The organism is Vibrio sp. Isolate30, from assembly GCF_022397975.1.
Taxonomy (GTDB): Bacteria; Pseudomonadota; Gammaproteobacteria; order Enterobacterales; family Vibrionaceae; genus Vibrio; species Vibrio fortis.
The window spans coordinates 59,539-82,013 of sequence record NZ_JAKEUS010000001.1 but is presented as its reverse complement, the minus strand read 5'-3'; the positions used below and the strand labels follow the sequence as shown (position 1 = coordinate 82,013).

Genomic DNA, 22,475 nt, shown 5'->3' with positions numbered 1-22,475 from the left:
AACAGTAGCCCATCAATGTGGTGGGCTATCATCTCATCGCTCTTTGTGATGTTTAATGTAGAGCAACTTGGTGAAAGCAATGAACCAATTTCAAGGTGAACTCTCTTTTGGCAGAGTGCGAATTCCCTTTCATGTCCCTGCGGACGTTGATGCCGTCAAGATTACCGGAACGACGGTAACCAAAGGCTTCTTGTACGCTGCCGCTTACGATGCCAATCAAAACTTTCGTGGCAAGGTACTGTTTGAAAAAGACCATAAGTCTCTGGTGATTCAACGACAGGCATCAGGTTTAGGTGCGATTGACGGCCCACTAGAGTCCGGTGAGTGGTTTGTCGAGCTGTACAATCTTGAAGGTGAGTTTCGTCGTGAGCGAGCGATGCAATATCAGGTCGATATCGCCTTTCCTGAATCATCGAACGGCGAAGAACTGGATCTTCAATCGGTGGTGACTGCATCGCACCAGATCGAATTTGATTACAGCCAGATGCTGAGTGCAGAATCGCGTTGGTATCGTGGTGATCTTCATGCCCACACTCAGCTTTCCGATGGACACAACACGCTAAGTGCCGCAAAAGAGATTGTTGAGTCGCAAGGCTTAGATTTTTTCTTTATTACCGAACACAACATATGCCAGCCGAAACTGCCACTTTCAAAGCAGTGCCTGTTTCTGCCTGCATTAGAAGTCACAACCGATCTTGGGCATTTTAATGTTCATGGTCCAAGCCATTCTTTGGATCTAACAAAGGTTGAACATACGAGTCGAGCCACTATGGAGGCGGGGCTACAGCTTGTTAAACGTGGACACAGTTCCCTTGGCATTAATCATCCGATGATGAAGCCGTGGCATTGGCACTACGATGAAGTACTGCTGAGCCAAGTCTCGACCTTTGAAGTGTGTTGTGACCCAACTTGGTCAACATCACCAAAAGCGACTGAAGATGCCTTAATGGTACTTAATGAGATGTGGAACTGCGGCCAGCGTATTACCGCGATTGGTGGCAGCGATTCACACCTAGAACCTCACGAGCGTAATCCAAAAGCGACCGAGCCTTCCATTTACGGTGACCCTTCAACCTTCGTGTATAGCCACGGCTTAAGTGGTGAAGGGATTCTAGCGGGTTTGCGTAATGGACAAGTGTACCTAGAGCGTCGCTGCGGTCTGAAATTCGATATTAACCTCGGCGATTTGCTGCCAGGTGAGGACAGCAAAGGCCAAGCACTGACCTATCGATTATCCGTTCGCGACACGGAACATGACTACTACGCGGAGTGCGTGGTTGATGGCAAAGTGATCGAAAGAATCGACCTCACGGATGAAAAGCAAAGTCTTTCCGTTGAAGCGGGCTATCACTGGTGTCGTATTGATATTCGACGCGGCTTATCTTCTCAATACGACTCAGCATCTCAATTCGGATCCGCATCGCCAAATAAAGGCGAGTTTGAAGGCTGCATTAATGCCGTCTTTGATGGCACACAACCACAATTTAACCAACCTCTTGTCGACACTTGGGGTGAACTTATGGAGCGAGTAAATAGTGATGAAGTTTAAAGCACTATTGTTTGATAAAGACGGCACCCTATTGGAATTCCACAAGATGTGGCTCAACGTTTCACGTGGTGCAAGTGAGCAAGTTAAAACCTTCAGTGATAACCATCAAGGTAATCAAACTGTCACGATTACTGAGTTACTCTTGGCTATCGGAGTTGAGGGCGATGTGGTTGATAACTATGGACTACTGGCCTCGAATCCAGTGGAAGATACGGCGATTGCATGGTTCAACATGTTAAAGCCGAATACCTCGCTAGTCGAATTCACCAAAGTGACAAAGACCGCTTTCAACAACCAAGTGGAAGAGAATCCACATTGGGTCGAAGCTCTGCCCGGTGTGCCTGAGAAGCTGATCTCTTTAAAGCAACAAGGCATGTACTTGGGTGTAGCCACCGCAGACACCAAAGATTCTACCCTTTATACGCTAGAGCAATCTGGTTTGAGTCAGTTGTTCGATTACGTGGGTTATTCTGATGGCGATATTGAGCCTAAGCCTGCTCCTGCATTACTGAATGCCTTCTGTGATCAGTGCGGGGTAGAGCCACATGAAGTGATCATGTTTGGTGACACGGTTTCAGACATGGAATTTGGTCGCAATGCGGGTGCGAAAAACGTTGGCGTGCTGACGGGGACGGCGGCACACAGTGAATTAGAGCCTATGGCTGATCTGGTGATTGGTTCGGTTGCCCACTTCGACCCTCAAGAATTTAACGAATTGATTTAAGGACAGGCTATGGCTGAAGTCACACTACGCGGCGTCGAGAAAACTTACCCAAATGGCTTTAAAGCTGTGCATGGCGTGGATCTCAATATCCGCGAGGGCGAGTTTATGGTGTTTGTTGGGCCATCTGGCTGCGCTAAGTCGACCACTTTACGAATGATTGCTGGTCTTGAAGACATATCTGAGGGCGATGTTTACATTGGCGATAAGCGAGTTAACGATCTTCCTCCTAAAGATCGCGGCATCTCAATGGTATTTCAAAACTACGCGCTCTATCCACACATGTCGGTTTACGACAACATGGCCTTTGGATTAAAGCAGCAAAAACTGCCCAAGCACGAGATCGACGAGCGTATTTCAGAGGCGGCGAAAACGCTGGATATTGAGCACCTACTGAATAACAAACCGGGTGAGATGTCGGGTGGCCAGCGTCAACGTGTGGCGCTGGGTCGTGCCATGGTGCGCAAGCCGGATGTGTTCTTGTTCGACGAGCCTCTCTCTAATCTGGACGCCAAGCTGCGTGTTTCAACTCGCGTGAGTATTGCTCAGCTGCATGACAACCTAAAGCAAGAAGGGCAGAACGCGACCATGATCTACGTGACCCACGATCAGGTTGAGGCGATGACGTTAGGTGATCGCATCTGCGTTCTTAATCAGGGGCAGATCATGCAGGTGGATACACCAATGAACCTCTATCATCACCCTGCAAATAAGTTTGTGGCAGGTTTTATTGGGTCACCAGCGATGAACATCATCAAAGCTCGTATTGATGAGATTGATGGTGTGATGAATGTCTTGTCAGAGAGCGGTGTTCGTTGGGAACTACCTCAAGATAAACAAGCCGTTGCACGAACCAAGCAAGGTGAATGGGTATGGTTTGGAGTGCGTCCTGAGCACGTCAGTCTTGCGAATCATGATGCGCCCCAATCAGAAGTGAATATTCAGAAGCACCGTCTAGGCGTGGTTGAGTCTATGGGTAATGAGCTTTATCTCTACTTCCAGTTAGGTCATGACAAAATGGTCGCAAGGGTGCCTTTTGATGCTGACCGAACGGCGGAAAGCGGACAAGAGGCAATGCTTCATTTCAATACTTCACAGTGTCACTTATTCGATTTAGAAACAGAAGAGGCACTGACTGAATAAGTCGACGTATTGCACTTAAAACAAGAAATCCCCGCTCAAATGAGTGGGGATTTTTCTTAGGGGGAGTATCAACAGGAGTTTGGGTTTGTGCTCGAGGCTTTTGTTTGAGGTAGCTAAACGCTCTTGAGGGTAAGAACCACTTAATGGCTCGGAATCGCAATCCTTTTTTCTAGCCAACGAACCGCCTGCGATACCACCAAAATAAGAACAAGGTACTCCACAACCAGAAAGGTATAGATCTCTAAAGGCAAATACTCGTTCACCACTAGCTCATTTGCTCGCCTTGTTAGATCACTCAAACCAATCACACTCACCAGCGAGCTCATTTTGAGGATATAAACAAACTGGTTACCCAATGGCGGCAGTATCTGACGGAATGCTTGCGGTAGGATAACCAATCGCATTTTTTGCCAATAGGTCAGTCCCAAGGATTCGGCCGCTTCATGTTGGCCACGATTAATCGCTTGAATCCCCCCACGGAACACTTCTGCCATAAAGGCGCTCTCGGCAATGGTCAATGCGATTACCCCTGCCCAGAAGTGGTTCAAAGAGACATCGAGTAATGTCGGCATTCCGTAATACACCCACAATAGCAATACCAATACAGGGATAGAACGCATCACCTCTACGTAAAGTCGATTAATCCCCCTGAATATTGGAGAACTGGAAAGCGCTGGAAAGGCGACCAATAGACCCAGAGCCATAGCAAAAAACATGCTTAGCAACGAAACCTGAATAGTCTCGCTAAAACCAGCTACCAAAAACTGAATGTTAGTGCGCCCCTGCTCCGTTGACGGGTCGAGTACATACCATCCCCATTGGTAGTCTGAACATCCTGTCAGAAACAGCAGAGAAACTAGCGATAAGTGACGATAGTTCACATTTACTCCCAAAAACTCCATTTGTTATTGCTATGTTAACAACCAAATCTGTTTAATGGTTAATAATTAAGAAGAATATCTCATCACTTAGAAATCAGCATTCTTTGAAGGAATAAAAAATGAAGAAAAGCTTAATTGCATTAGGAATGTGCTTACTTGCTTTTACACAAATTGCACATGCACAAAGTCGCTTACAGGAGATACTGGATGCCGGAGTTCTTCGCGTTGGTACAACGGGGGACTGGAACCCAATGACAATGAAGGATCCAGCGACCAATAGCTACCGAGGCTTTGATATCGATGTCACGACTGAGCTGGCTAAGGACCTAGGCGTTAAAGTGGAATACGTCGCAACAGACTGGAAAACCTTGGTGAATGGCATCACAGCTAACAAATACGACGTGACTGGCAGCGCATCGCTCAACATGTCTCGAGCAAAAGTCGCTGGGTACAGCCAACCCTATTTCTATCTGGCTTTCGTCCCTGTCGTGCAAAAGAAAGACCTAGGGAAGTTCTCCGACTGGAGTGACTTTGACAAAGCAGAAATCAAAGTTGCCGCCACGCTTGGCACAGTACAAGAAAAAATGGTGAAGGACTTCTTCCCATCGGCACAACACATCGTGATTGAAGCGCCGGCACGGGATTTCCAAGAGCTTTTAGCTCGCCGCGCTGATGTCTCCGTGACTTCAAACGTAGAGGCTGCAACCTTAGTAGAGAAGTTTAAACAACTCGCGATAGTTCCGGTGAAAGAGCCACGTAAACCAACTCCAATTGCGATGCTACTACCACAAGATGATCAGGTTTGGATTAATTACATTAACCACTGGGTTGAATTGAAAAAGACGCAAGGTTTCTTCAAGCAAACCGCTGAGAAGTGGGGACTGAAGAGCATGTAACGAGCTCATAGAGAAGAGAAAAATAGAGCCCTTAGGGGGTAGGGCTCTAGAGTTAGGAGCTAACTTGACGTTGGGTTATGCGACGACCAGTGTTGCGGCTTTCTTCATCGCTTCTTTGGTTGAACACTCAATCACGTTTGCATTGGCAAAGCGGTGAGCGTCTTTCACTTGAATATCGTGAGCTAAGATAACCAGTTTCGCGTTTGCTACATCTAGGTCAGTGATGCGGTTCTGAATGCCGTTTTGACCTTGTGTTTCTACCTTAATCTTAAGACCAGCTTCCGCACCGGCTTTCTCTAGTGCTTTGGCTGCCATAAAGGTGTGTGCAACACCAGATGGGCAACATGTCACTGCTACGATGTCGTACTCGCCTTCACCAGCTACAGGTGCTGTTTGAGCTTGAACTGGCGCAGCTTCAACTGTGTCTTCTTCGGTTTCAACGACTACTGGTTTCCAGAAGCCAACGATAACCGCTGTGGTTAGAGAGCCAAGTGCGATACCGACTACGTACATTGGAATGTTGCTTGAAACTGGCGCTGTGATTAGGCCGCCCCATGGTGCGTGAAGTAGGATGTCTGTCATGAAGCCGAACACACAGCCAACGATACCACCGGCAACGATTGAAGGAAGCACACGCATTGGGTCGTTCGCCGCAAATGGGATTGCACCCTCAGAGATACCGATAGAACCCATGATTGCTGCTGCTTTACCCGCCTCTTGTTCTTGTTTAGAGAACTTGTTTTTGAACAGGAACGTCGCCAGCGCCATACCTAGAGGTGGTGTACAAATCGCGATGCCTACGCCGCCCATCAACCATGGTTGCGTGTCTACTTGAGTTTGAGCAAATAGGGTTGCTACTTTGTTGATTGGACCGCCCATATCAAATGCCGTCATACCACCAAGGATTGTGCCAAGAACCATCTTAGATGCACCCGCCATTGAAGCTAGGAACTCGTTCATTGAAGCCATGAACAGTTTGATTGGCTCACCGATGCCCCACAGTACGATACCTGCAGAGATTAATGTGCCTAGAAGCGGGTAGATGAAGTACGCACCTAACGCTGTCATGTTGGTAGAAAGTGGGATCTTCTTAAGTTGAAGCACCACACCACCTGCAATAAAGCCAGCCACGATACAACCAAGGAAGCCGCCGCCCATGTCTGCCATGATGCCAGAAGAGATCATCGCAGGAGCTAGTGCTGGTTTATCTGCAATTGAGTAACCAATAAAGCCGCCAAGAATGATTGGGAAAAGAACAAGGCCTTTGATACCGATGTTGGAGATGTCTGCCAGCAAACCGTCTGCTGGAACGGCACCTTTACCTGATGCCATGACTGCTAAAGCCAACAGAACACCACCGGCTACGATGAAAGGCAGCATGTGTGATGTACCGAAAAGCAGATGACCTTTCATAGTACTAAGGATTTTTTTATAGTCGCTACTACTATTCTTATTTGTTTTATTAGAATTGCTACTGGTATTCGTAGCTTGATTTGCTAGGGTACTCATAATTGTCTACGCCTTATGAATTAATTAAAATATTAAGGATTTGATGTTCATCTTTTGCGTTATGGATATCTTGAATAAATTCATCACTGAATTTTCCAAATAGTTCTTGTAGTACATAAATATGATGGTCAGCACCGTTGTCTGGTGAGGCAATCATAAAAAATACGGTTGGGTTAATACCGTCTTCATCGCCATACTCAATGCCTTCTCGCTTTACACCAACAGCAATCGCTGGCTCAGTTACTGCCTTGCTTTTCGAGTGTGGGTAAGCGATGCCGTCCATTGAGGTGATGCTTTGAGATTCACGAATTTCAATGTCAGCCAAAAAGGCTTCCTTACTGCTGATTCGGTTATTCTCAAATAACATGCCTGCCAATTCTTCAAACAGTTCTTTTTTATTATTCGCTTGAAGGTTGTTATTAATTAAGTTGACGTTAGTTAGCTGTGTGATCATTTATTAACTCATTCACTATTGAAGTTCTTGAATTAAAATTAATGGATTAACCTGATTCGCGAAATAGCAAATAAAAGCCCTTCACTGTACATTTGTACCAAGCAAAATTAAGTGTGATTTGCATCATTCATCAAGTGTGAGATGGGGCATATCTGATGGTGTATTTCGGTGTTGAAATAACTTTCTGTAGGAACAAAAATGCCCCGCAAAAGCAGGGCATGAACAGTGTGTACTGAGTTCTGAGGGAGTTAGCTGTAAGCGCGCGCTACGCGTCCAGCGCAATCCAGTTTGTAACTCTCAGCATAAGCCGGAACGAATACCGAATGGCCTTTCTCTATCACGCAGGTTTCACCACATTGATGAGTGAGCACCATAGACTCGTCGAGCGGCAATAGGATCTCGGCACCTTCGGTCGTGATCTGGCGTTGATGCGAATTTTGCACGATAGAGAACTTAAAATCCTCGACTGGAATTTCGTATTCCATCACATCACCTTGCTCAATCGGGTTGAGCAATAATCTATCCGCAGGCTTTTCATTAAATCGAGTACAAGAAACCAGTTCGTTCACGTCCATGTACTTAGGCGTTAACCCGGCGCGCAGCACATTGTCTGAGTTTGCCATGATCTCTAAGCCTGTGCCTTTGATGTAAGCGTGAGGGGTTTCTGCATCTAGATACATGGCTTGACCCGGTTTTAGGGTAATCACATTCAATAGCAGTGGAGCGAACAAGCCGACATCACCAGGGTATTGCGCTTCAAGCTCTGAGATCAATTGGAATACGGGTGCATCAGAAAGTTTCGCCTTCATCAGCAGCATGGTTAACGCCATGCCTTTTTGCTCACCTTCCAGAGACAACAGGCTTGCAAAGAAACAGGCTAATCCATTGGGAGTTTGGTCGCCCTCGAGATCGTTAACCATCGAATGCAACTCCGGAACATCGAGGTAATGAAAGTGCTCAAGGATTTCGTTGATTGCTCTAAAGCCATTCATCGCCGTGTAGTCGGTTAGGGCATACACCAACTCTGGCTTGTGGTTAGGATCTTTGTAGTTACGATTGCCTGCGCTCATCGGAATGCCTTGCTGCTCTTCTAGTGCATAGCCAGATTCCGCCTGTTGCTTGTTTGGGTGAACTTGAACAGACAGTGCTTTCTCAGCAGCTAATACTTTGAAAAGATAAGGGAGTTCACCAAAGCGACTCGCCACTTTCTCGCTTAAAAACAGGTTTAGGTTCTTAGAGATCAAGCTCGACAGTGTGGTCTGTTGCCCGTTGTCGTTCACCATTGAACAACCATTTGGATGAGCGCCCATCCAGATCTCTGCTTGTGGCTCACCAGACTGGTTATCAATGCCAAACAGTTGGTTGAACGAAGAAGGGCTACCCCATGCGTAGTTCTGAATCACGTTGGTCATCGGGTAGAAAAAGCGTTGTACGAACGAATCGTTCGCTAAAGAAAAATCAGACATCGAAATCACCATGAAAGGAAACATGGCTTGAGCTCTACTCGGCCTAATGAAATGTGAGAGTAGAGTGGGCTCAAGCCATTGGAGTTGAAATGGCTTAAGCCGCTGCTGCTGTTAGCTTGGCTTTGCGTAGATTTTTAAGCGCGATACAAGTAACCGCAGTTACGCCCGCACCAGACGCCATGCACACCAGTGCTAGCAGTGGGTAGTTCATTGCGCCAAGTAGAGCGACCACTGGACCACCGTGAGCAACACTGTTGGTGATACCAAACGAGAACGCCATTACCGCAGCAGTCATTGAGCCAAGCACGTTGGCTGGGATAACTGACATTGGATCTTGAGCCGCGAATGGAATCGCACCTTCAGAGATACCCACCAAGCCCATCGCGCCTGCTGCTTTACCTGCTTCAATCTCAGAAGATTCGAATAGGTCGAACTTACGGCCAAGTCTGGTTGCGATAGCCATACCAAGGGGAGCGACAGGGATTGCACACGCCATTGCACCCATGAATTGAGTTTGACCGCTAGCAATCATGCCAACCGAGAATAGGAACGCGACTTTGTTAAACGGCCCCCCCATATCAAAGCCAGCCATACCACCCAGTACGATGCCAAGCAGAACCACGTTGCCTGTGCTCATGCTAGTTAGCAGCGCAGTAAGCGCATCCATTAGTCCCGCGATAGGCGCACCAATGACGAAGATGAACAGACCTGCGATGAATAAAGAACCAGTGATCGGAGCGATCATGATAGGCACAAGCGGCTGAACGAATTTGTGGTAGTTAAACGAAGTAATCCATTTCACGAAGTAGCCGACTAATAGACCGGCGATGATTGCGCCAATGAAGCCAGTACCTGCGTCAGCGCCATAGAAAGAGCCATTGTTGGCAATCCAACCACCAATCAAGCCAGGGGTTAGAGCAGGGCGGTCTGCAATCGCGTAAGCAATGTAGCCGGCCAAGATCGGGATCATCAGGGTGAAGGCAACCACGCCCACTTCCAGAATTTGGTTCCACATGCTGCCAGCAGGGATCGCCATTCCAGATTCACTTGGTTCGCCACCAATAGCTAGTGCTAGGGCAATCAAAAGGCCGCCCGTCACTACGAATGGGATCATGTGTGATACGCCATTCATCAAGTAACGATAAAGGTCTGAGCGCGCTTGTGATGCTTTTTCGGCAACGGATTGGTTGGTTGGAGCTTGCTCTGCTTGGTAGCTTGGCGCATTGAGTGCTTGTTTAATCAATCCTTGCGCGTCTTTGATTGGCGCTTTTACGTTGGTGCAGATAACGCGTTTGCCAGCAAAACGAGCCATGTCGACCTGCTTATCACAAGCCACGACAATCGCGTCTGCACGTTCAATCTCTTCTTGAGTTGGGCTGTTTTTAACGCCGATAGAGCCGTTAGTTTCAACCTTAACATCGTAGCCAAGTGCTGCTGCGCCTTTCTCTAACGCCTCTGCTGCCAAATAGGTGTGTGCCACGCCAGCCGGGCAACCTGTCACACCAATGATGAAGCCTTGGGTTTCTGTTGTTTCTTCGGTTTGAACTGGCTCTGGTTTCGTCAGTAGTAGTTCCAATGCCGTTTGCTCGGAGTCGGCATTCATGAAGTTCTCAATGAAACCTTCTTCAATCAATTTTGAAGAAAGCTCTGCCAGTACTTCAATGTGGTGATTGTCGCCACCATCGGGAGAGGCAATCATAAAGAACAGTTTTGAAGGTTGACCGTCATCGGCGCCGTAGTCGATGCCTTGTTTGTGCACGCCGATAACAACCGCAGGCTTGATTACCGCGCTGCTTTTCGCGTGTGGTAGGGCGATGCCCTCTTCAAAGCCGGTATTACCTTGTTCTTCTCGCGCTTTAATGTCGGCAAGAAACTGAGCTTTGTCTGAAATTCGGCCTTGTGCGTATAGCACGTCTATCAGCTCTTTAAATACGTCTTCTTTGGAATTGGCGCTAAGCGAAAGCTTAATCAAATCTTGATTGATCAGTGTTGTGATCATAATGAACCCCTACTCTGTTTTTATTTTGTTAGGGATATTCTGAAATTGATTACTTGCCTTCTGTAGTGAAGAAAAAACGCATTTACTGGATGATTGTTGCCTTCTAAATGGAGTGTGATTTTGATCGTTTAGGAGCACCATTTTGGGTGCGTATTGACAGCCTTTATGAGTCATTAAGGCTTTTATTGATAAGGGGTTAGGGTGATTTTCTTATTGTGACAACGGTGTTCAAAATCTGGATGCAGACTGGATATTTATTTCCACTACTGGATTTTTGTAACCTAGATCTCAAATTGTGATTTTGCTCAATAGCGCTATGTTTCACTAAGGAGTATATCTATTGCCGTAGCGTTATTGCTGCTTTTAAGAGTTCGAATAAATGATATTTCATGACCTAATCTCGTCGGTATTAAATGAGCGAGAACCATTTCATAACATCTGGTTTGCGGGCGATTTTCACACGCCTTCAGCATTCAGTTATCAGGTGAACTTTCCGCGCTTAGAGCTGGTGCTCGACGGTGAGTATATTAATGAAATGGAGAGTCATGATCGTAAGATCACCAACGTTGTCGCGAAAGCTGGGGATGCGATTTTCATCCCGCCTAACTGTTGGAACAAGCCGAACTGGGATACTGACTGTTCGGTGCTGAGTATGTTGTTTGGTCGTCGCCAACTTGGTTTAAGCTTGGTGAGTAAGCGCAAAGGCGAAGAGAGCTTTTATGATATTCAAAAGCACAGTATTCAGACTCGTTCTGGCTTTGCGATTGATAATATTCTTGAGGCACTCAGCTCATTAGCACGCGAGAGTAACAAACAACCGATGGATGAGTTATTACTGCAAGCGCTGCTGCAATACAGTAAGACGATGTTAGATGCACCTGTCGAGAAGTCTCACAGCCGAGTACAGGATGTGTATCAGGGCATTTGTATTTACATTCAAGAGAATTTCCATCGCCAGATAACCCGTGACAGCATCGCCTCGCGCTTTAGTATTTCCTCTAACCATTTGTCTCGAATGTTCCGCCAACAAGGCCATATGACATTGGCCGAGTACATCACTCGTGTGCGAGTCGACCGTGCTAAGTTCATGCTCAAGAAGTATAACTTTAAGCTCAATGAAGTGTCGGTTCGTTGTGGTTTTAAAGATGTGAACTATTTCTGCCGAGTATTTAAAAACCGTACTGGAAGAACGCCGAGCGAATATCGTAGCTCTATCTAATCTAGGAATGAGTGCTTACAGTAAACGAGAAGTGAGGTACATCAGCAAGGCTTGCAGGTCGATGCTGCTTTTGGTTTTTTGCAAACGTTCGGTGATCTGATCATTGAGTAGGTTGCGTGTCAGATTGGTCGCTGCAATGATCTGCTCTCTCTGTGGTTTGGTCGGCATGACCAGTGCTATCGCGACATACACTTGTCCAATCTTGGACGCCCAATCAATCTGATCTTCGCTAACAATTACAGCTATCGACATTCTCTCGCAGTGCTCAAACATCACATGAGGCAGTGCGATTCCGGGTGCTACACAGGTCGAAGAACGCTCTTCTCGTCGAATGAATGACAGAATCAGTTCATCCGGGTTCTCCGGGTAGATAAGATGCGCTAGGCCTTTCAAACACTCGAACTTGGTGAGCTGAGTTTGCGCTTTGGCGTGATGCCAATCAACCTCACACGGTGGGCTTATCTGAGGGAAGCGCTGCATCAAATCCGTAGAGAACTCATGATTTACCTGAGATCCAACCAAGACATAATGCTCGGCAATTACATCTTTGAGAACAAAGCACGCCAACTCCGCATCAAGTCCGACTGCAGTAATTTGAACCAGATCGCCTTTAAGCAGCCCCACTTGTAGTAGAGCCACAGACTTAGAGAGATCGGCAGCACGACCCTGAGTGATATTGATGATACGAATAGAGCTTTTGAACTTGCGAGCAAGACGGCACAGAGGTTGGGCTGCGTGCGCACTGGCAGAGGCGTTGTCGACAAAAAACGTCAGTTGATATTCTGGGATCATGAACAGCTGCGACAGTGTTTGATGAAGACCTTCTCTACGCTGAGCAACACGTCTTCCATCGCAATGCGCACGGTGTTACTGGCATCGAAACGATTCGGTTGTTCTATTTCGATATCAGAGACGATCAGCACACGGTCTGCTTGGGCAATATCATGCGCGCTGAGTTGGTTTTCAACGCCCATTGCTCCTTGTGTCTCGACCTTGATCGAAACATTAAATTTAGGCGCTGTTTTAGTTAGTGCATCTGCAGCCATGTACGTATGGGCAATGCCTGTAGGGCACGCAGTTACCGCTACAATTCTCATGATGGTTCTCTGTGTAGATGAAGAAAGCCCTTAAATATTAGAGGGAGTTGTTTGGAATTCAAAAGTCTCACTTCACACTCTGATTTCTTGGTTACAAAAATCCAGTTAATGCATGTTTAGTGCTATATGATTGGGTGGTTTTGACCGCTAACCTAACCTTATATATTCAGTAATATCGAGCCGCTATGGACATCACACATTTCATTGAATCTGATACGATCTGCTTGGATCTCAAGGCCACGACCAAACAGCAAGTGTTCGAAGAGCTGGTGGAGATGCTCGATAGCGCTGGCAAACTCTCGAACAAACAACTTTTTCTCGAAGAACTGTGGGCGCGAGAATCAATAGGCAATACAGGGTTTGATGATGGTATCGCCATACCTCATGCCAAGAGCCGTTCCGTGGCTAAGCCTGCTATCGCTATTGGTATCAGCCGCCAAGGGATCGATTACGGGGCTGAAACTGGGGAGTGTTCGGACGTGTTCTTTATGCTCGCTTCTCCTGATAATAATGATGAGCACCATATCGAAGTTTTGGCCCAAGTCTCGACCAAATTTATCGAGGATGGCTTTGTTACAAAATTGAAGGCGGCGGAGTCTGTTGAAGATGTGATTATGCTGTTTTCTGATATCGACGCCTGTTCCTCATCCTCAAGCGAAGTTTATCAATCTATTGAAGAGCAACTGTCTATTGCTAGCCCGTACACTCAGGCCTTGCATCGAGTTAAAGAGCATCTGCTTTATGGCACCTCTCATATGATTCCCTTTGTGGTCGCGGGTGGGGTGTTGCTTTCCTTATCGGTGATGCTTACTGGTCAAGCCGCAGTGCCAAACTCGGGTTTTTTGGCGGATGTTGCTCAGATGGGTGTTGCGGGGCTGACCTTATTTACGGTAGTGCTCGGCGGGTACATCGCTTACTCAATGGCGGATAAACCCGGTTTAGCACCCGGAATGATTGGATCTTGGGTCGCCGTAGAGCAGTACCAAACCGGATTCTTGGGCGCGATTGTGGTGGGTTTTGTCGCGGGTTATACCGTTCAGTTGCTGAAACGGATAAAACTGCCGGAAAGCATGACCGCATTGAGTGCGATCTTTATCTATCCGCTCGTCGGCACCTTTGTTACCTGTGGTGTGGTGATGTGGGGTATTGGTGCTCACATCGCTCAGTTTATGACGGCAATGAACGAGATGCTGACTGGGATGGCCGGTTCCGGTAAGTTTCTTCTCGGTACAGTATTGGGTGCCATGACGGCGTTTGATATGGGAGGTCCTATCAACAAAGTGGCTACCCTGTTTGCTCAAACCCAAGTCAATACTCAGCCTTGGTTGATGGGAGGAGTCGGTATTGCGATCTGCACTCCACCGCTTGGTATGGCATTGGCGACCTTCCTTTCACCGAAAAAATTCAAACGTGATGAGCGAGAGGCTGGTAAGGCTGCTGGCATTATGGGCATGATTGGTATTAGTGAAGGGGCTATTCCATTCGCAGCGGCAGATCCTGCTCGTGTGCTGCCCGCGGTGGTCGCCGGAGGAATCGTAGGCAATGTGATTGGTTTTATGTTCCATGTGGTTAACCACGCACCTTGGGGCGGTTGGATAGTTCTGCCCGTGGTTGATGGGAAAATTGCTTATATTGCAGGAACTTTAGCGGGCTCTCTTACAACAGCTCTTGTGGTGATATTACTCAAGAAAACCGTTGATGAGGGCGATCAAGGCTATAGCCATCAGGAGCTTGGTGGCTCTGTCACGGAAGAGGGCGTTGCCGATGTGTTGGCTGTCACTTCTTGCCCTTCGGGTGTTGCGCATACTTTCCTAGCTGCTAAGTCTTTAGAGAAAGCTGCTCAGCAACTCGGCGTGCGAATTAAAGTCGAGACACAAGGAGCAAACGGGATTGGCAATCGAATCACACAAAAGGATATCGACCATGCTCGATTAGTGATCTTTGCTCATGATGTGGCAATCAAAGAGGTAGAAAGGTTCAGAGGCAAGAAGATTGTCGATGTTGGCACCAAAGATGCGATGCTTAATGGACAGGGGCTGATTCTTCGTAAGATGTGATTTAACAATTGAACTGTAGATTGGCTCTGTTAATAGAACCAATCTTAATCTCGTAATTAAAGCACTTTATTTGAAAGGATGGTGCTTAAAGATATCTTCAACCATGGTATTGAGAAGCTCTAAGTCATCGCAAGTCTTAGCGTATGTACGCAAGCCCGCAATTTGCACCTGAACATGTCGAGCAAGATGTTTTGCATCACGACTTTGGCTAATTTCGCCAGCCTGTTGCGCTTCGATAACCAGCTTGGCAAATTCACCTTCCATAACCACTAGGCACTTTTTAGCTTCATCAAGCAGCTCTTGGTGTTCATTGGTTAGCTCCGCGACTGTTTTGGCCAGCATACACATCCCATTGGGAGCGCTCTGCTTAGACTCGACAACAGCGCGTCGAACAAAGCTTTCTAGTGCTTTAAGTGGGGAGCTGTTCTCTTCACGCGCACGCTTTAGGTTGGCTTTACCTAGCTCGGTGTAGCGAGTTAATGTCTCTTTGAACAAGCCCTCTTTACTACCGAAGGTGGCGTAAATACTGCCTGGACGCATGTCTATCACATCTTGCAGATTGCGCATTGACGTGGCGTGAAAGCCTTTTTCCCAATAGAGATTGGTGGCTTTGTCGATCACATCTTGTCTATCGAATTTTGCTGTATTTGCCATTGGGTAACCTCAAAGACTTTGAACACGTGTTCAACATTTTAAGCAGGGTATGCGTGAGAGTAAAGGAGATCGCGATTTGGATGTGCTGAGATTAGCAATCCACGACTTCAACCGTTTTGTGTTCTGCGCCGTAGTAAGTCCCTTCATCGATGGCGTACATTAAGGTTGCATCGCATTCTGGGCAATTAAACTCTTCATTTGGTTCAATTGCTTCATCTTCAACCCAATCCCAGCCAATATGCTCTTCACAAGAAGGACAATTCATACACTTGCCTCAATTTTATCTAATCAGTTTTTTGTCAGCGGCGCATTATACTCATCACGATCATGACTTCAACATGCACCACTATAATGCAACTTGTTGTTTACTGGGGCATGTGCGTATTGTGTTGTATGTCACTTATCGACTTATTAGGTAGTGTCGAGCTTCTAGAAACCAGATAAATCATTATGTTTTATAAACTTAGCTGTTATTTTGACCGGGTAACACCTTGAGATGGCACATTTATTGATTAATTTGATAATTACATGATCTCGCCAAAGGTGTACCAAGTAAGAAGTGTGCCACAGTCGGGATATAGAGATTTGTCAGCTGCTAGGAAAGGTTTATGAAACTAACGGACATGTCGTTCAAGCAAAAAATATTTGCTCTGCTTATTTTGCCCATACTTGGGTTTCTTTGGCTCAGTGCCTCCGCTATATCGCAAAGCGTGAATACATCGCAAGAGATGCAGATGCTCAATCAATTGACTCGCCTTTCAGTTGTCTACAGTGAGCTTGTCCATGAGTTGCAAAAAGAGCGCGGTATGACGGCGGGATTCTTGGGCGCGAAAGGCACCAAATTTGGAAAAGAGCTTAGCGACCAACGCAATCTGACTAATCAAAAGCGTTCTGTTCGCAATGAGTTTTGGCAATCACAAGCCATCGACCTGCCAGAGATTACTCAACTGAATCAAACCATCTCTCAAGGGCTTAACCAAATTACGGACATTCGTCGTCAGGTGGATGCGCAAACCATCCCTTTAGGCCAAGCACTTGCTTACTACACTCAGCTTAATGCCAAGCTATTGAGTGTCTCTTCATTGATTGCAGATCTAAGCAGTGATTCGGTCATTACTCGTGAGACCATTGCTTATTATAACTTCCTGCAAGGTAAAGAGAGAGCGGGTATCGAACGTGCTGTATTGAGCAATACTTTCTCTAAGAATGAGTTCGGTGAAGGGATGCTGGTGAAATTCATTTCATTGGTGACTCAACAAGATACTTACTTCTCAAACTTTGAGGTGTTGAGTAACCCAGACAATGTCGCCTTTTTCGAACAACAGCTCAATGATAAAGCGGTCGATGAAGTAAAACGCTTGCGAGAGGTCGCTAAGTCAACCATGAGTGGTTTCGATACTGATCCTGTGTATTGGTTTGCTCAGTCAACGGGCCGTATCGTGAAACTCAAGCAAACTGAAAACCATCTTGCGGATTCATTGATCAATCTGACCAAGCATAAAGCCCAACAAGCTCAAACTCAGATGCTGTTTAGTATTGCGTTGTTCGCGGTTGTGTCCTTGGTAGCGTTGTATGTAGGTATTAAAGTTATTAGAGACTTAACAACACGAGTGAGCAACTTAACCTCGGTAATGGCAAGCGTTCGTGATAGCAATGATCTGACGGTACGCGCGAAATATGAAGGCAGTAGCGAACTTGGTCAAATTGCGGCGTCTTTAAATTCGACGTTAGAGAAGTTTAAAGATGTGATGGATCAGTTATCTCACTCAAGTATGTCTTTGGCTTCTGCAGCAGAAGAGACATCGCAAACCTGTGACTACAATTCCCATGCATTGGTCGAGCAACAAGATCAAATTGGTTTAATCGCTACAGCCACTGAAGAGCTTTCTGCTACGGTGAACGAAGTGGCTGACAAGACTCAGCAAACCGCGGCTTCAGCACAAACTGCTGATCAGCAATCTAAGGTCGGGCTAGAAACGGTTCAACACTCTTACCACTCAATCGAGCATCTAGCGAATGAGATCAATGGCTTGGCAGAGAAGATCGCACATCTGAACGAGAGCAGCAGCAATATCAATAGCGTTATTGATGTGATTAAATCGGTCGCTGAGCAAACTAACCTCTTAGCATTGAACGCGGCGATTGAGGCGGCTCGTGCGGGTGAGCAAGGTCGTGGTTTTGCGGTGGTGGCAGATGAAGTAAGAACATTGGCGCAGCGCACTCAAGAGTCGACAGCAGAAATTGAAGGCTTCGTGACGGCACTGCAAACGGATGTTCAAAGTGCGTTTGATGTGATTGACAACAGCCAAAAGATGTCACAGAAAGCGGTGGAAGATTCACGTGATGTTGAGCAGAGCTTACAGAGTATTTCTGATTCAGTCGGCGAAATATTCAGTATGGCTGAGCAGATTGCAACAGCGACGGAAGAGCAGGCGGTCGTGACTCAAGACATCGCGAAAAATGTCATCTCCGTTGAGCAGAAATCGACAGAATCAACCACAGGCGCGACACAGATTGCTGTAACGGCGCGTGACCAAGCAGAGCTTGCTTCGTCACTGAAAACTCTGTCAAACGTGTTCAAGCGTTAGAGAATGCTTGAAATATAGAGCACCAAGATAAAGAAAAGGCCCGTGATTCGTTAAGTCTCACGGGCCTTTTTTTATTCTAATGACGGTTAGTCTTCGCTAACAAAGACATACATGTCACCACGACAATGGTTGATGCTGTATTCGATGGGCACGCCCTGTTTGTCGTAAGCGGTTTGCTCGATAAGCAGTACCGGAACGTTATTGTCGATAGCGAGCTTTTCAAGGGATTCTTGGGTTGGCATTTGCGCCGAAACACGACTCTGAGTCTTGGTTGGAGAGATATCTTGGTTACGGAAATAATCGTACAGCGAAAGCTGGATCTCATCCGGGTTCTTGATTAGGTGAGCAGGGACGTATGACTCTTCAATCGACACAGCTTGTTCATCAATGTAACGAACGCGCTTCAGCAAAAAGACCTGTTCATTCTCTTTAATGGAAAGTTTGGTCGCGATCTCTGACGAACACTCAATGACATCTTTTTTGATCCAGAGTGTATCTGGTTTTTTGCCTTTCAAAACAGCCTGTTGAGAGAAGCCCGTTGCTTCTTTACCTGAGTATTCAACGGTTTCACTGATCATTGTACCCAAACCGCGAGAACGAACTATCACGCCCTCTTTGTCCAATACATCGAGCGCCTTTCTTACCGTAATACGAGATACGTCCAACTTATCACTGAACTCTCGTTCGGTTGGAATGAAGTCTCCGCCTTTTAGAAGCTTCTGCTCTGTTGCCAGTTTGACTGAGTCGGCAATCTTCAGATAAAGCGGTGATTTATCTTTTTGCTCGATTCGGTTTTTAATGAGAGTTAGCAAAGGTTGGTAAGTGCTCATAAAGGTCTGTTTTCGCTTTTATATTTAATCGAAGTATACCTGAATTGCGAACGACGCAGAAAAAGAAATGTGCATTCGAGGGTGAAACATAGATTCCACCCTCGTTGGCTTGGTAAGCTCGCTGGCGTTTAAGCGACGGTATTGCTCGGCATGCGTTTCTGTGTAGCGGTAAGACTCTCTGTGGTGATTGGCTTAACTTGAAAAGTCAGCAAAACGGCAATGGAAACCAGTACCGCACAAATCCCATAAGCTAAGGTGTAGCTGCCGTACCAATCGATAGAGATTGCAGCAAGCATAGGGCCAATAAATCCGCCAATCCCCCAAGCTGTATAGAGCACCCCGTAGTTGGCTCCAAAGTTTTTCAAGCCATAGAGATCGGCCATGATCGACGGAAATACCGCTAATAAAGTTCCATATCCAATGCCAGCCAGTGCAGCTCCGAACATTAGAGTTGGGCTAGAGATAAACTGGCTAAAGGCGATCATATTGATGCTTTGCAATGCTAACGCAATCGCGAGTGTTTTGAGCCCGCCAATTTTGTCACTGAGCAGTCCTGAAACTAATCGGCCTGCTGAGTTAAAGATAGAGAGAGTGACCACCAAATACGCACCATGCAGGATATTAGCTTGCTCTGCAGCGATAGAGGTGATGTGAGCGATGATCATCAACCCTGCTGCAGCTCCAAATGCGTAGGTTAACCAAAGTAGATAGAACTGTTTGGTACCAATCATTTCGCGCCATGCGTAATTACGCTGGCTGGCAGGTTTGTTCCGTTGTGCTCCTGTCCCTTGCGGTTGATAGTTTGCGGGTGGATTAGTAATGGAGCAAGCAAGAGGAAAGGCGATGGCGATAAGCCCTAAGCCGAGATACCTGAGACTAAGCTCTAACCCAAGAGTATCTATTAGGTAGCTGGTGAGAGGTGCCAAATAGATCGCTGCCAGTCCGAAAGCTGTCGCAAGTAGGCCGTTGACCATGCCCTTTTGTGAGGAGTGGAACCATTTCATTGCGGTTGGATTTAGGCAGGCGTAAGCGAAGCCGATACCACCGCCGGTGATCACACCGAAGCTCAAGTTTAAGTTAATGGGTGTTAACGAAAGGCTGGCTAACACCATACCAAGGCCCGCAAATAGAGTACCAGTCATCAGAACTCGCTTTGGGCCAATCTTGTCCTGAATGCGCCCGGCGACAAGTAAAGCAATCGATAGAGTGATGATGGTGATGGTGTAGGGCATTGAGGCTTGTGTGTTGTTCCAGCCTTGCTCAACGAGTGCATTTTTAAACACACTCCATGTGTAGAGTACTCCAATACAGAGGTTGATCCCGCAACTGGCGAGTAAGATCTTTTTTGCTTTATTGTTCATGATAATGGCCGAGAGGGTATAAAAAAGGCCCAGCAAAACTGAGCCTGTAAGTGGAGGTAGGGGCTAATACTGTTCGAGATAATGGGTGATTTGATTGACGTTCGGGGCACAATCGCCACCCACATGGCTCACCACATAGGATGCAACCGCATTACCAAGTAAGATTGCGTCTGCAAGCTCCCAATCAGATGCCAGGCCTGCAAGTACACCGCCTGCATGGGTATCCCCAGCACCAATCGTGTCTACCACCGTCGCTCTAAATGGTGCGACATTACCGTGGCCATCCGCTGTTGCGAACAGTGCGCCATCACTATCAATGCGTAAAATCAGCGGGCAGGCATATTCTTGGTGCCAATGTTCAACGAAGGTGTTTACTTCGCTCATGCCCAGAATCTCGGCCTCTTGGCGATTCAAGGACACGATAGGTTTCAGAGCGAGCAATCTTTTAAACAGTGCAGGTGTTACGTCGCCAAGGCGTGGCCCAAAGTCGATAAACAGCTCAACAGTAGATGGCAGTTTTTCAAGCCATGAGACGATCTGTTCGCCGCACGCTGAAGAGAGCTGGTAGCCAGAAAGGTAGATGATGGCATTGTCTTCAAGTGACAGCTGATTGAGCGTCTCAGCACTCCAGTTGTTCTCGACGCCACTCACTGACAAGAAGGTTCTCTCACCGTCTGGCTCAACAAGAGCCAAGCACCAACCGTTGTCTCCTGTGTTGTCTTTCAGGCTACTGTGGATGCCTTTTTCAGCCATGGATGTCGTGATGATATCAGCCCATTGACCTTGACCAATCGGTAGCGCATTGGTTGATTCAACCCCGAGTTGTTTTAGAGCAATCGCGATGTTCAATGCACAACCGCCAACGTGAATGCCTTTTTCGGTCAGCTCCACGTCGGTACCACGCTCTGGGAGTGCGGGTGTTTCGGTGACGATGTCGACGACCGCAGCACCAATTAAACAAAGCTGACGTCTGTTTTTTAGAGTCGGAATAAGCGAAATAAGCGCGTTATGAGGCATACTCTTTCTCCTTAATTTCTCTTAGTCTCAAGAAGGTTGCAGCGTAGCCCGCGAAGTCGAGCTGGTTTTCATCATCAAGCTGTTTTTTAAGGTCAACATCGATAGATTGAATACCGTTCAGAGCGCCACAGATGGCTGTTGCCATTGCGCCAATAGTATCAGTATCGCCACCTAGGTTGGCACATAAGATGGCGCAGCGGTTAGGATCCGTTTCCGCAAGCTCTACCATAGCAATTGCAGCCGGTACTGACTCAATGGTGCTTACGCCAGCCCCTACCAAGTTGTAGATCTTTTCCATGCGCTCTTCAATACCGCTCTTTTCCGAAGCGACCATTAGACCAAGCTCGATTCTTGCTCCCATAGATGCACTGAAGGTAGTGATATTTTTGTTCTGCGCGGCATTGGCAATTGCTGGTAATTGATCCTTGATTGACGCCCAACTGTTCCCCTCAATTGCTTTAGATACCGCCCAAGCGATAGCAACCGCACCAGCAATCGCTACATCTGATTTGTGAGTTGGGCTAGAGGCCTTAGCGACTAAGTCGATGAAGTCATCCAAGCTTGCTGTTGGAACCAAGCATCCCATTGGAGAGACACGCATCGCAGCACCATTGGTTACGCCGTTATTTTCAAGCTCGTCGATTGAAGTGCCTTCTTTAATCGCTCGCATGGCAGCCTTTGAGCTTGGGCCGAAGATGTTTTTGTTGAATGCATCGAAGCCTTCAGCCCAGTTTAATACGTTGCGAGCAATGATCTCTGGTGAGATCTCACCGTCGCATTCGATGATAGCGTCAGCAAGAGCCAGCGCCATTGAAGTGTCATCCGTGAATTGGCAAGCATCAAAATAGCAAGCAGCGTTGTTTTCAGCAGGTCCCGGTAAGAAACGGTCAATCCAACCAAAGTGCGCTTTCACTCGGCTGCGTGGCCATAGCTCCGATGGCATACCCATAGAGTCACCTAGAGCTTGACCATAAAAAGTGCCTAAAATTCTGTCTTGTTTTGAAATGTTCATCTTACTTCACCAAAAATAGGTT

At 46.9% G+C, this 22,475-nt stretch carries 20 protein-coding genes; 7 read left to right on the top strand and 13 right to left on the bottom strand.

The window, feature by feature from the left end; all coding sequences use genetic code 11:
- The first annotated feature begins 79 nt into the window (after positions 1 to 79).
- Genes L1D60_RS00380 through ugpC form a run of 3 tightly spaced genes read left to right on the top strand, consistent with a single transcriptional unit; the run spans position 80 to position 3,413 of the window.
- Positions 80 to 1,549, top strand: a complete 1,470-nt coding sequence (locus L1D60_RS00380; RefSeq protein ID WP_239839214.1) for a CehA/McbA family metallohydrolase — start codon at positions 80 to 82, stop codon at positions 1,547 to 1,549.
- Positions 1,539 to 2,273 (top strand): HAD family hydrolase, encoded by a 735-nt coding sequence (locus tag L1D60_RS00375; RefSeq protein WP_239840417.1) that lies wholly within the window; start codon positions 1,539 to 1,541, stop codon positions 2,271 to 2,273. Before L1D60_RS00380 ends, L1D60_RS00375 begins: the two co-directional genes overlap by 11 nt.
- Before the next feature lie 9 nt (positions 2,274 to 2,282).
- A complete protein-coding gene (gene ugpC, locus L1D60_RS00370) occupies positions 2,283 to 3,413 on the top strand; it encodes a sn-glycerol-3-phosphate ABC transporter ATP-binding protein UgpC (protein ID WP_239839213.1) in 1,131 nt (376 codons plus the stop codon).
- A 140-nt stretch (positions 3,414 to 3,553) separates the two neighbouring features.
- On the opposite strand, the gene L1D60_RS00365 is transcribed toward ugpC, so the two are convergent.
- Positions 3,554 to 4,294 (bottom strand): amino acid ABC transporter permease, encoded by a 741-nt coding sequence (locus tag L1D60_RS00365; RefSeq protein ID WP_239839212.1) that lies wholly within the window; start codon positions 4,292 to 4,294, stop codon positions 3,554 to 3,556.
- A gap of 119 nt (positions 4,295 to 4,413) precedes the next feature.
- Between L1D60_RS00365 and L1D60_RS00360 the strand changes: the two genes are divergently transcribed.
- A complete protein-coding gene (locus tag L1D60_RS00360) occupies positions 4,414 to 5,190 on the top strand; it encodes a transporter substrate-binding domain-containing protein (protein ID WP_123305867.1) in 777 nt (258 codons plus the stop codon).
- 75 nt (positions 5,191 to 5,265) lie between these two features.
- Here the strand turns inward: L1D60_RS00360 and L1D60_RS00355 are convergent, their stop codons facing one another.
- From L1D60_RS00355 to L1D60_RS00340, 4 genes are all read right to left on the bottom strand, one after another.
- Entirely contained in the window at positions 5,266 to 6,699 is a 1,434-nt protein-coding gene (locus tag L1D60_RS00355; protein WP_239839211.1) for a fructose-specific PTS transporter subunit EIIC, read from the bottom strand.
- A gap of 13 nt (positions 6,700 to 6,712) precedes the next feature.
- Positions 6,713 to 7,153: a PTS sugar transporter subunit IIA gene (locus L1D60_RS00350; RefSeq protein ID WP_116870979.1), complete on the bottom strand. Its 441-nt coding sequence runs from the start codon at positions 7,151 to 7,153 to the stop codon at positions 6,713 to 6,715.
- 248 nt (positions 7,154 to 7,401) lie between these two features.
- Positions 7,402 to 8,619, bottom strand: a complete 1,218-nt coding sequence (gene manA, locus L1D60_RS00345; protein ID WP_239839210.1) for a mannose-6-phosphate isomerase, class I — start codon at positions 8,617 to 8,619, stop codon at positions 7,402 to 7,404.
- 94 nt (positions 8,620 to 8,713) lie between these two features.
- Positions 8,714 to 10,618: a fructose-specific PTS transporter subunit EIIC gene (locus L1D60_RS00340; RefSeq protein ID WP_239839209.1), complete on the bottom strand. Its 1,905-nt coding sequence runs from the start codon at positions 10,616 to 10,618 to the stop codon at positions 8,714 to 8,716.
- Positions 10,619 to 10,997: 379 nt separating this feature from the next.
- Between L1D60_RS00340 and L1D60_RS00335 the strand changes: the two genes are divergently transcribed.
- Entirely contained in the window at positions 10,998 to 11,837 is an 840-nt protein-coding gene (locus tag L1D60_RS00335) for an AraC family transcriptional regulator (RefSeq protein ID WP_032553464.1), read from the top strand.
- Positions 11,838 to 11,852: 15 nt separating this feature from the next.
- Here L1D60_RS00335 and L1D60_RS00330 read toward each other — a convergent pair whose 3' ends face one another.
- Positions 11,853 to 12,626, bottom strand: a complete 774-nt coding sequence (locus tag L1D60_RS00330) for a PTS sugar transporter subunit IIA (RefSeq protein WP_239840416.1) — start codon at positions 12,624 to 12,626, stop codon at positions 11,853 to 11,855.
- Positions 12,626 to 12,934 carry a PTS fructose transporter subunit IIB gene (locus tag L1D60_RS00325; RefSeq protein ID WP_239839208.1) on the bottom strand — a complete coding sequence of 103 codons (309 nt, stop codon included), beginning with the start codon at positions 12,932 to 12,934 and terminating at the stop codon, positions 12,626 to 12,628. The genes L1D60_RS00330 and L1D60_RS00325 overlap by 1 nt, the downstream gene beginning before the upstream one ends.
- Before the next feature lie 185 nt (positions 12,935 to 13,119).
- On the opposite strand from L1D60_RS00325, the gene L1D60_RS00320 reads away from it, so the two are divergent.
- On the top strand, positions 13,120 to 14,991 hold the full coding sequence (locus L1D60_RS00320; RefSeq protein WP_239839207.1) for a fructose-specific PTS transporter subunit EIIC: 1,872 nt from the start codon (positions 13,120 to 13,122) through the stop codon (positions 14,989 to 14,991).
- Between the two features lie 66 nt (positions 14,992 to 15,057).
- Here L1D60_RS00320 and L1D60_RS00315 read toward each other — a convergent pair whose 3' ends face one another.
- Both L1D60_RS00315 and L1D60_RS00310 read right to left on the bottom strand, forming a co-directional pair.
- Complete coding sequence (locus tag L1D60_RS00315) at positions 15,058 to 15,645, bottom strand: TetR/AcrR family transcriptional regulator (RefSeq protein ID WP_239839206.1); 588 nt, start codon at positions 15,643 to 15,645, stop codon at positions 15,058 to 15,060.
- A 91-nt stretch (positions 15,646 to 15,736) separates the two neighbouring features.
- Positions 15,737 to 15,910 carry a hypothetical protein gene (locus tag L1D60_RS00310; protein WP_239839205.1) on the bottom strand — a complete coding sequence of 58 codons (174 nt, stop codon included), beginning with the start codon at positions 15,908 to 15,910 and terminating at the stop codon, positions 15,737 to 15,739.
- Positions 15,911 to 16,253: 343 nt separating this feature from the next.
- Here L1D60_RS00310 and L1D60_RS00305 point away from each other — a divergent pair, with 343 nt between their 5' ends.
- Entirely contained in the window at positions 16,254 to 18,233 is a 1,980-nt protein-coding gene (locus L1D60_RS00305; protein WP_239839204.1) for a methyl-accepting chemotaxis protein, read from the top strand.
- Positions 18,234 to 18,319: 86 nt separating this feature from the next.
- On the opposite strand, the gene L1D60_RS00300 is transcribed toward L1D60_RS00305, so the two are convergent.
- From L1D60_RS00300 to L1D60_RS00285, 4 genes are all read right to left on the bottom strand, one after another.
- Complete coding sequence (locus L1D60_RS00300) at positions 18,320 to 19,063, bottom strand: GntR family transcriptional regulator (protein ID WP_239839203.1); 744 nt, start codon at positions 19,061 to 19,063, stop codon at positions 18,320 to 18,322.
- A 128-nt stretch (positions 19,064 to 19,191) separates the two neighbouring features.
- Positions 19,192 to 20,424 carry an OFA family MFS transporter gene (locus L1D60_RS00295; protein WP_239839202.1) on the bottom strand — a complete coding sequence of 411 codons (1,233 nt, stop codon included), beginning with the start codon at positions 20,422 to 20,424 and terminating at the stop codon, positions 19,192 to 19,194.
- A 63-nt stretch (positions 20,425 to 20,487) separates the two neighbouring features.
- Positions 20,488 to 21,441, bottom strand: coding sequence for a PfkB family carbohydrate kinase (locus L1D60_RS00290; protein ID WP_239839201.1), 954 nt, complete (start codon positions 21,439 to 21,441; stop codon positions 20,488 to 20,490).
- Entirely contained in the window at positions 21,431 to 22,453 is a 1,023-nt protein-coding gene (locus L1D60_RS00285; protein WP_239839200.1) for an ADP-ribosylglycohydrolase family protein, read from the bottom strand. Before L1D60_RS00285 ends, L1D60_RS00290 begins: the two co-directional genes overlap by 11 nt.
- Positions 22,454 to 22,475 lie beyond the last annotated feature (22 nt).